The 7,792-nt window shown below is 45.1% G+C and carries 7 protein-coding genes and 11 tRNA genes; 14 read left to right on the top strand and 4 right to left on the bottom strand.

All coding sequences use genetic code 11. The annotated features are described in order from the left end of the window. The first annotated feature begins 11 nt into the window (after positions 1-11). The 11 genes from ACOV1R_RS15430 to ACOV1R_RS15380 all read left to right on the top strand — a co-directional run bounded on the left by ACOV1R_RS15430 (position 12) and on the right by ACOV1R_RS15380 (position 1,051). Positions 12-84 (top strand) — tRNA-Asn (locus ACOV1R_RS15430). A gap of 18 nt (positions 85-102) precedes the next feature. Further along, positions 103-192: transfer RNA gene (locus tag ACOV1R_RS15425), tRNA-Ser, on the top strand. A 21-nt stretch (positions 193-213) separates the two neighbouring features. After that, positions 214-286, top strand: a tRNA-Glu gene (locus ACOV1R_RS15420). Between the two features lie 4 nt (positions 287-290). Next, positions 291-363, top strand: a tRNA-Val gene (locus ACOV1R_RS15415). A 55-nt stretch (positions 364-418) separates the two neighbouring features. Continuing rightward, positions 419-491 (top strand) — tRNA-Phe (locus tag ACOV1R_RS15410). Positions 492-496: 5 nt separating this feature from the next. Beyond that, a tRNA-Tyr gene (locus ACOV1R_RS15405) sits at positions 497-579 on the top strand. Between the two features lie 8 nt (positions 580-587). Beyond that, a tRNA-Trp gene (locus ACOV1R_RS15400) sits at positions 588-661 on the top strand. A gap of 5 nt (positions 662-666) precedes the next feature. After that, positions 667-739, top strand: a tRNA-His gene (locus ACOV1R_RS15395). Positions 740-746: 7 nt separating this feature from the next. Then, a tRNA-Gln gene (locus tag ACOV1R_RS15390) sits at positions 747-818 on the top strand. 22 nt (positions 819-840) lie between these two features. Continuing rightward, a tRNA-Cys gene (locus tag ACOV1R_RS15385) sits at positions 841-911 on the top strand. Between the two features lie 55 nt (positions 912-966). After that, positions 967-1,051, top strand: a tRNA-Leu gene (locus ACOV1R_RS15380). A gap of 383 nt (positions 1,052-1,434) precedes the next feature. Here ACOV1R_RS15380 and ACOV1R_RS15375 read toward each other — a convergent pair. Both ACOV1R_RS15375 and ACOV1R_RS15370 read right to left on the bottom strand, forming a co-directional pair. Continuing rightward, on the bottom strand, positions 1,435-1,977 hold the full coding sequence (locus ACOV1R_RS15375; protein WP_128485051.1) for a phosphoribosyltransferase family protein: 543 nt from the start codon (positions 1,975-1,977) through the stop codon (positions 1,435-1,437). A gap of 2 nt (positions 1,978-1,979) precedes the next feature. Further along, positions 1,980-3,053 carry a hypothetical protein gene (locus tag ACOV1R_RS15370; RefSeq protein ID WP_054519177.1) on the bottom strand — a complete coding sequence of 358 codons (1,074 nt, stop codon included), beginning with the start codon at positions 3,051-3,053 and terminating at the stop codon, positions 1,980-1,982. Positions 3,054-3,247: 194 nt separating this feature from the next. Here ACOV1R_RS15370 and ACOV1R_RS15365 point away from each other — a divergent pair, with 194 nt between their 5' ends. After that, a complete protein-coding gene (locus tag ACOV1R_RS15365) occupies positions 3,248-3,769 on the top strand; it encodes a hypothetical protein (RefSeq protein ID WP_003643200.1) in 522 nt (173 codons plus the stop codon). Positions 3,770-3,960: 191 nt separating this feature from the next. Here ACOV1R_RS15365 and ACOV1R_RS15360 read toward each other — a convergent pair whose 3' ends face one another. Beyond that, on the bottom strand, positions 3,961-4,479 hold the full coding sequence (locus tag ACOV1R_RS15360) for a GNAT family N-acetyltransferase (RefSeq protein WP_003643199.1): 519 nt from the start codon (positions 4,477-4,479) through the stop codon (positions 3,961-3,963). Between the two features lie 114 nt (positions 4,480-4,593). After that, positions 4,594-5,430: a metallophosphoesterase family protein gene (locus ACOV1R_RS15355; RefSeq protein WP_045351925.1), complete on the bottom strand. Its 837-nt coding sequence runs from the start codon at positions 5,428-5,430 to the stop codon at positions 4,594-4,596. 354 nt (positions 5,431-5,784) lie between these two features. Here ACOV1R_RS15355 and ACOV1R_RS15350 point away from each other — a divergent pair, with 354 nt between their 5' ends. Both ACOV1R_RS15350 and ACOV1R_RS15345 read left to right on the top strand, forming a co-directional pair. Continuing rightward, positions 5,785-6,657, top strand: a complete 873-nt coding sequence (locus tag ACOV1R_RS15350; protein WP_097558272.1) for an AraC family transcriptional regulator — start codon at positions 5,785-5,787, stop codon at positions 6,655-6,657. Positions 6,658-6,774: 117 nt separating this feature from the next. Next, positions 6,775-7,662, top strand: a complete 888-nt coding sequence (locus ACOV1R_RS15345; RefSeq protein WP_054519179.1) for an alpha/beta hydrolase — start codon at positions 6,775-6,777, stop codon at positions 7,660-7,662. Positions 7,663-7,792: the final 130 nt, after the last annotated feature.

The raw sequence follows: 7,792 nt of genomic DNA, 5'->3' as shown, positions 1-7,792 counted from the left end.
CATGCGATTATTCCGACATAGCTCAGTTGGTAGAGCGCTTGACTGTTAATCAAGATGTCGACGGTTCGAGCCCGCCTGTCGGAGTTATCTACGGTAAGCCATGGAGAGTTGTCCGAGTGGCTGAAGGAGCAGCATTGGAAATGCTGTAAACGGGTTATACCTGTTTCAAGGGTTCGAATCCCTTACTCTCCGTTAGTTAGATATAATAAATATGACCCCTTGGTCAAGTGGTTTAAGACACTGCCCTTTCACGGCAGTAACATGGGTTCGAATCCCGTAGGGGTCATTATGGAGGATTAGCTCAGTTGGGAGAGCGTCTGCCTTACAAGCAGAGGGTCACAGGTTCGAGCCCTGTATCCTCCATCTGATGAGAGTTACTCATCAATAATTTAATAGACTCCATCATGAAGAATGATATGGCTCGGTAGCTCAGTCGGTAGAGCAATGGATTGAAGCTCCATGTGTCGGCGGTTCGATTCCGTCCCGCGCCATTTATGGAGGGGTAGCGAAGTCTGGCTAAACGCGGCGGACTGTAAATCCGCTCCTTCGGGTTCGGTGGTTCGAATCCACTCCCCTCCATTCTTTATAGGGATATAGTTTAATGGTAGAACAACGGTCTCCAAAACCGTCGGTGTGGGTTCAACTCCTACTATCCCTGCCATGATGGCGGTAGTGGCGAAGTGGTTAACGCACCGGATTGTGGCTCCGGCACGCGTGGGTTCGATTCCCACCTACCGCCCTTTGATTGGGTTATAGCCAAGTGGTAAGGCAATGGACTTTGACTCCATCATGCGCTGGTTCGAATCCAGCTAACCCAGTTGGGTTTGGGCAATAAATGATGGCGGTATAGCCAAGTGGTAAGGCAGAGGTCTGCAAAACCTTCATCACCGGTTCAAATCCGGTTACCGCCTTTCCTGAAAAGGTTATAATCCTGATCAGATTTATGTTCCATCTAGTTATTATTTTGCCGGCGTGGCGGAATTGGCAGACGCGCTGGACTCAAAATCCAGTTCCCGTTGAGGGAGTATCGGTTCGACCCCGATCGCCGGTACTAAGAGGTTTTCAGGAAGCTCTAAGTACCTTTAAGAAGTCGTTATATCGTTGATATAACGGCTTTTTTGTATTCTTAGAATCATGCGAAAATAGGCAAAATGATTTTTGGGTGAACTTTCCAATTGCAAAGAATAAATTTACAATATTAGCATTGCATGAATATGAACGTAGAAATAGTCTCGTAAGCATCGAAAAGCCCTGTATTAGCATAAATCATGCTAACATAGGGCTTTTCATATTATGGTAGGTCTTTAAAATGAATCAATTCATCTAAAACTTGCTCGTTGCACTCGGTGATAACTGAAATAGTTGGTTTAAGTCCATGGTGCTTGTTCTGCTTTGTGACTCGCTAGTGAGTTGTAATGTGTTTCTGAATCGCAGCTAGTCAAATAACGGTAACGGTGCCAAAAAATCGATATCTGTTCGTTCGCTGGCGGCGCCTTCTGCTAAAATTGCCATCTGCTTGACCACTTGGGCGCCAGCTTGGTGTAGGAGGGCGTTGGCAGCTGTCAACGAACCCCCACTGCTAATGACGTCGTCGATAATGATAACGCGCTTATGATTGATTAGTGCGGCGTCAGTACCGTCTAAAACTAGCTGTTGTGGGGTGCTGGTCGTAATTGCGCTTACCGGTTCGATAAGCGGGTGCTGCATGTAATCCTTACGATTCTTACGTAAAACGATAAAGCAAGGGTGGTTTGTGGCCTGGCTTAGTGCCTGGGCTAGCGGAATGCCCTTACTTTCCATCGTGACTAAATAATCAAATTTAGTGGTAGTTAGCCGTTGACTGAGCTGACGGGCAGCATAGTCGGTCAGCTCAGCGTCGCCCAATAGAACGAAAGAGGCGATGCTAGTCGTGGCATTTAATCGAATCAATGGTAACTGCCGTGTCAGCGATCCTAATGTTAACTGATAAGTTTGCATATTTATAACCCCAATCCAATTAATGGTAAACCAAATTTTAGGAGTGCCCCGGTCATTAGCCCCGCGAATGGATCGACAAGGGCGGTCACGACGAGCGTTACGCCTGCAACCGTACTTGACGAGCCGTGCAAAGCGGTGGTTGCATTTTCCGGGAAAATGACAATGGTCCCTAAGATAAACAAAAAACCGGCGATTGCAGTGCTAGGCACAACTTTTCCCAGCTTTGGCAGCCATCCCAGTAATAGAATCAGCATCATGATCAACATCATTAGGATACCCGCGATTACTGGTTCAGGCGCGCTGGCTGTCGCGGAAATAATCGTTTCTACTGGCGCACCACCCAGAAGGCTAGTTTCCAGGTCTGCTAATGCCTGGCTACTAGTCAGTAGATTTAGATTGACCGGGTTGGGGTGTTGTCCCGTCATTTGGCCAGTAATTAAGCCGTACGAGAGGTTAGCACCGATATTAAGACAAGCTAGACTCAGAGCACCTCGCAGGATTTTAAAACTGAACTGTGGTCTGACAAATTGTAATTTGCGGGTCGTCACGTGTTCCGGTAGTGCGACGCGATAATGTGTCGTCGCTGCGTAACAGCTGGTTCCAATCACTGATACGGCAATTGTCCATACTAAATCTTTACTGATCAAATAAGTCACACCCGCCAAGCCGATTGACAGCCACCCAAATTGGGGTTGTTCGTGCGCCATTTGCAACGCGATTTTAGCCAACATCAGGCCAACTCCTGCCATCATCGCTGCCATAAGCTGATTGCCCAGACTATGAACGATGAGCGGCAGAGTACCGGTCAAGCCAATCACGAACATCATACTCGCACCTAAAAAGATAATCGACGACCGTTCGCGTAAATCGTGTCCCAGGTGCCCGACTAGTGCGAGGGATTCCGCTTGAAATGAAACCGGTGCAACTGAACTAGCCACGCCGTTGATTAAACCAACTAATCCGAATGAAAATGCAGTCGGAAAGACCGCAAAACCGAGACTCATCGCCATAATTCCTTGTGGGATCCCGTTTAAAACGACCCCGATTGCTGCCAATAGATCCGCCAACCAATGCATATTAATACCGCCTTTTTTGTTTATACGAATAATATACGACTGATTAGGGTTTGAATCCAGTAAATTTAGGATAAAATCAGAATAATATTGTTTGTTAACTATTTATAGTTCGTGTTTTTGCAAATCACGATTAGTTGGCGCACGCTCGCAAATGGGGTATACTTAGTGCTAATTAGTGAAGGAGGGGTGGCACCATGCCAACGATTAAAGATTATTACTTGCCAAAGCGGCCAACATTATTATTTTCGTTGCATCCAGAACCAACACAAGCGATTATCAATGGCACCAAGATTCTGGAATATCGTCGGCGTTTTTTTGCACGTCCGTTTCAAGCATTTGTCTATACGACAGGGGCTAATGGGGGAATTCAACTCTTTTTGCGTTGTGATCAGGGCATGCAACTCGTGCCTGAACAATTAGCGCTTGTGGGCGCATTGTTACAGCATGACGCGCCCACAACCACCGCGGCTTATTTTGAAGGCGCTAAAGTCGGATTGGCGTTACCGATTACGGCTTTTACAACCTTACCTAACATTCCGTTGGCACAGTTACGTCGTCAGTTTGAAAACTTTGTTACGCCGCGGAGTTACGTCTTCTTAGATCAGCCTGACCGGCAAGCACAGTTGGATTGGCTATTAACGCAACCCTGTGAGTCGCTAACTATTTTGGACTGGCGCAAACGGTATGCAGCACTGGCGACTTTGTTACAAAAATGAAGCCAAGCTTGTCTTAATCGGGCTGCAACTAGTGCGCCGGTTATAAGAATCAAACAGCCACTCGTTGTGTATTTGCTGAGCAAAAGGACTTAGCTGTGACAACTGCCGCAAACGAGTAGTCATTTAGCATGACTGATTGGATTTGATCGTAAAAAAAGAACCTGCCACAAGTGGTCAGGTTCTCAGATTAATTAGAGCATTTTTTCATAGACGTAGCAAACGTCATCGACATGGTATACACCGACCATTTCGCCAACTCGCTTGAAGTTCATCTTTGCAATCAGATGTTGCATCGCTTGATTGTCGGCATGAGTATCGATACGGATGCTCTTGATTTCAGGATGATCCGCAGCAATATGAGCAATGATTTTTTCGAATAATTGAGTGGCATAACCATGACCTGCATGGCTAGAATGAATCGCGACTCGGTGAATCACGACGTAAGGTGCCGTGGTATTTAACCATTCGGCCTTCGCAGTATCGTAAGTTTCGTCTGGTGAAGGCACGACAGCGACAGCGCCGACCGTTGCGTTGTCGTCGGCATTGAATAAGTATGCTGATCCTTGCATGATGTCGGCCGTGATTTGTTTGCGAGACGGGTAGTCGCCTTGCCACTGGTTGACCCCAGCTTCAGCAAGTTGATTACGGCCGTCACTCAGAATGTCGATGATCGTATCGAGATCATCGAGGGTCGCTTTTTTAAAGTACATAATTCTAGCTCCTCTCTTGAACAGCGATTGACTGCCGAAGCAGTAATCGACTTTTAAAAGTATACAGAATTTTTAGAAAAATGAAACTATTTTCTACCGATTCTTAGGAGATTTTCAGTGACGATTTTCAAGTAAAATCTTGCGCGCTTCTCGGGCCATGTCATGTTGCGTATTATAAGCAGCGACCGCACTCGGTGCATATTGGTAAGTATTAGTCCGCAAAGTTTGTTCATAGAATTCGAAGTAGGGTAAGTGGGTATTTTGCGCAATCGTGATAGCACGCTGCCAATCGAAATCTACGGCGCGGTAATCAACATGCTGGAGGCCAGTCTCATCAATTGTCAGAAGCAAGTAGTTTGCTCGTGGTTGGCGTAGGTGGGGATTAATGGCAGTCGGAAGACCAACTGTCCCGGCGTTTAGAATCAACTGTCCCGTGGTTGCGTAGCGCATGATGGGCTGGTGTGTGTGCGCGTAGATGACGATATCGACATCGCCTTCAGCGGCTTGGTCAAAGTTGGCCTGACTGGCAGTTGGTGCGAGCGCGTGTCCACTAGCGACGGTCGGTAAAACGTGTTGGAGACGGATGGTTAACGGGCCGACGTGTTTGATGACTGTCATTGGTAAGTTCAGTAACCGTTCAAAGTGTGTCGAACTCAGCTGGCGCCGATCAAAAGCGGTGAGAACCGTTGCCATAATTTGTTTGGGTTTAGTAAACGTGTTGGGATTGGCTGCCATTACTTTTTGGTAGTTTTCCTCGTGATTTCCGAGAACGTAGGCGGTGGGGTGAACGCGGTCTAGTAAGGTGAGACAGCGCTCCGATTCTGGCCCGCGAACGGTCATGTCGCCTACTGTCCAGTATTCGTCAACGTGTTGTTTCTGGGCGTCTGCTAAGACTGCTTCGAGTGCAGTAGCGTTACCGTGAACGTCAGATAGGACTGCAATTTTTACCATGTTGAGATGCTTCCTTTCTACTATGTAATCTAAACTCTGGTGAGATGTTTTATTCTGGTAAACGTGGGTTTTAAAAATTTATGAATGTAACCACTATGAAAAGCCATCGTAACTTTTATCTGTTATAATGGGTATGAAACGAAGTAATATATAGCACGTATATTCAAGCCAATTCGTTTCGTGCCGTGGTTATCCTTGCGATAATCACGGTTTTTATTTTACCATAGTGTTATTAAGTGTCTGGTTAATAATTGTCAATTCAGATGTTTATTTTTGCAAGTTCTAGGTATTTGAATAATAGCATGTTAAACGGATGAATGGGTGCCAGCACTAATCGCTAAGGAGGTAGCGTACTTGTCAACAAGATTTCAACATGAAATAGTCACGCGTACACAGCCCTTATCAGCTTGGGTTCACTTGCACGATTCTAAGGCGCCACAGCGAATTGCGCCACACTGGCATCAAGGTATCGAACTTTCGTATACGCTCAGTGGTCACATTGACGATTTTACAATCAATGGTCGAGATTATCAGTCTAAATCAGGGTCAATATTAGTTGTGAATTCACAACTAATTCATAGCGTTCGAACGATCAATACAGCAAATAGTTGTGCGTTATCAATAATCTATCCGTACGATTATGTGCATCGACTTTATCCGTCCATTGAGCATGAAGTAATCGCGATTAACGAACCAGCGTATTTTTCAGAGCAGCAGTCGGCGGTATACCTAGATTTACAGGGAGATTTATATCAACTAGCACTCGCGTTACAACAGTCAACTGCGTATACGAACCTACGAATTGAGGCGCTAACAACTGCAATCCTCCAACGCTTATTGATCTATTTTACGACGGCTAAGGCAAGTTCTGGTGTGATTTATGGGAAAGCACCTCAGATTGTTGAGCGAATTCAAAAAATTACCATGTACGTCAATCAACATTATACACAGCCAATTAGCTTATCAGACATCGCGCAACAGATTAATGTGACCAAGGAATATTTGACGCGCTTTTTTAAGCAACATATGGAGATGACGGTAGGAGAATATATTAGTTTGGTGCGTGCCCAACATGCCTATGAAGATCTGCTAGGTCAGCGTGGAAATTTGACCGCAATTGCGACGATGAACGGTTTTCCAAGTACGCGTGCCCTAAATCATGCTTTTCAAGCGGTGTATCATCAAACTGCAGCGACAATTTACAAAACTGAACATACATTAGACTAACTGTTTATGGACGATGTTCTGAAAGAGGTTTAGATTCTGCTACTAACTGGTTGATATTGCTATATTAATCGGCTAGTAGTTTTTTTATGATAGAGCCAATAAATGGAGGCGCTTACAATGATATCAAAAGAATTGAGTCGGTCAATAATTGAATTGCGAACCGCATTTAAGAAAAATGATGATGCGCGTGACGCTGGGTTACCTCGTGAAATGGCTGGTGTCGAGAGATTAGATAATCTAAGTTATGGTCCTGACCCCAAGTGGCATTTGTTGGATTTATATCGGCCTACTAAGGTCATTAAACCATTGCCTGTGATTATCAATATTCACGGTGGTGGATGGTGTTATGGCACTAAAGAAACTTATCAATTTTATGGTCTGAATTGGGCCCAACGAGGATTTGCCTTCGTTAACCCTAACTATCGTTTGGCCCCAGATGTGACTTTTCCAGGTGAATTGGATGATGTAGATCGTTATATTCATTGGGTAGCGGAACATGCAGCCGAATATAACCTAGACAGTAATAATGTTTTCTTGATTGGTGACAGTGCAGGTGGTGAGATGGCCGAGCAGTATGCAACGATTCTGACTAATCCGGAATATCGGTCCAAGTTTGGTTACGAGCTAACTAATCTGAAATTTCGCGCAGTCGTGCTCAATAGTGCGGCGGCATTTCCGCTAGACGAAGGCATGGTGACAGGTGCAGTTGCTGCATACTTTACTCCCAGCATCATCCGTCAACAACGAGAACAGATTATGGCAGAAAACTACATTCAGAAAAATTATCTGCCAACATTCATTTGTACGGCGACAGCGGACTTTTTGCGTAATAACGCGGCTAAGCTCGATGGATTCTTAACTGCCAAGAAAGTTGAACACGTTTTTAAAATGTATGGTGATGACGATCATCCTCGCGGGCATGTTTTTCTGATTAGTCAAAAGGATGAATTAGCACAACAAGCGACGGATGATGAAATGCGCTTTTTGCAGGAACATATGGCCTGATCTAATCTGGAGGAAAATATGATGAAGGACAAACAAAATCATTTATTGGATATACTCCTCTTTGGGTAGACAAGCAAATAATCAAAGCTTGCCTACCTAAGGAGGAGTTTTTCTATGGGCAGAAAAGGTT

This window comes from Lactiplantibacillus sp. YT640 (assembly GCF_049745435.1).
GTDB classification, from domain to species: Bacteria; Bacillota; Bacilli; order Lactobacillales; family Lactobacillaceae; genus Lactiplantibacillus; species Lactiplantibacillus plantarum.
This window is presented reverse-complemented; position numbering and strand designations above follow the sequence as displayed.

Excerpts from the sequence above, each read along its gene's own strand:
- ACOV1R_RS15370 (WP_054519177.1), bottom strand. The coding sequence starts at position 3,053 with ATGCATTGGTTGGCGGATCTATTGGCAGCAATCGGGGTCGTTTTAAAC.
- ACOV1R_RS15375 (WP_128485051.1), bottom strand. The coding sequence starts at position 1,977 with ATGCAAACTTATCAGTTAACATTAGGATCGCTGACACGGCAGTTACCA.
- ACOV1R_RS15365 (WP_003643200.1), top strand. The coding sequence starts at position 3,248 with ATGCCAACGATTAAAGATTATTACTTGCCAAAGCGGCCAACATTATTA.
- ACOV1R_RS15345 (WP_054519179.1), top strand. The coding sequence starts at position 6,775 with ATGATATCAAAAGAATTGAGTCGGTCAATAATTGAATTGCGAACCGCA.
- ACOV1R_RS15360 (WP_003643199.1), bottom strand. The coding sequence starts at position 4,479 with ATGTACTTTAAAAAAGCGACCCTCGATGATCTCGATACGATCATCGAC.
- ACOV1R_RS15355 (WP_045351925.1), bottom strand. The coding sequence starts at position 5,430 with ATGGTAAAAATTGCAGTCCTATCTGACGTTCACGGTAACGCTACTGCA.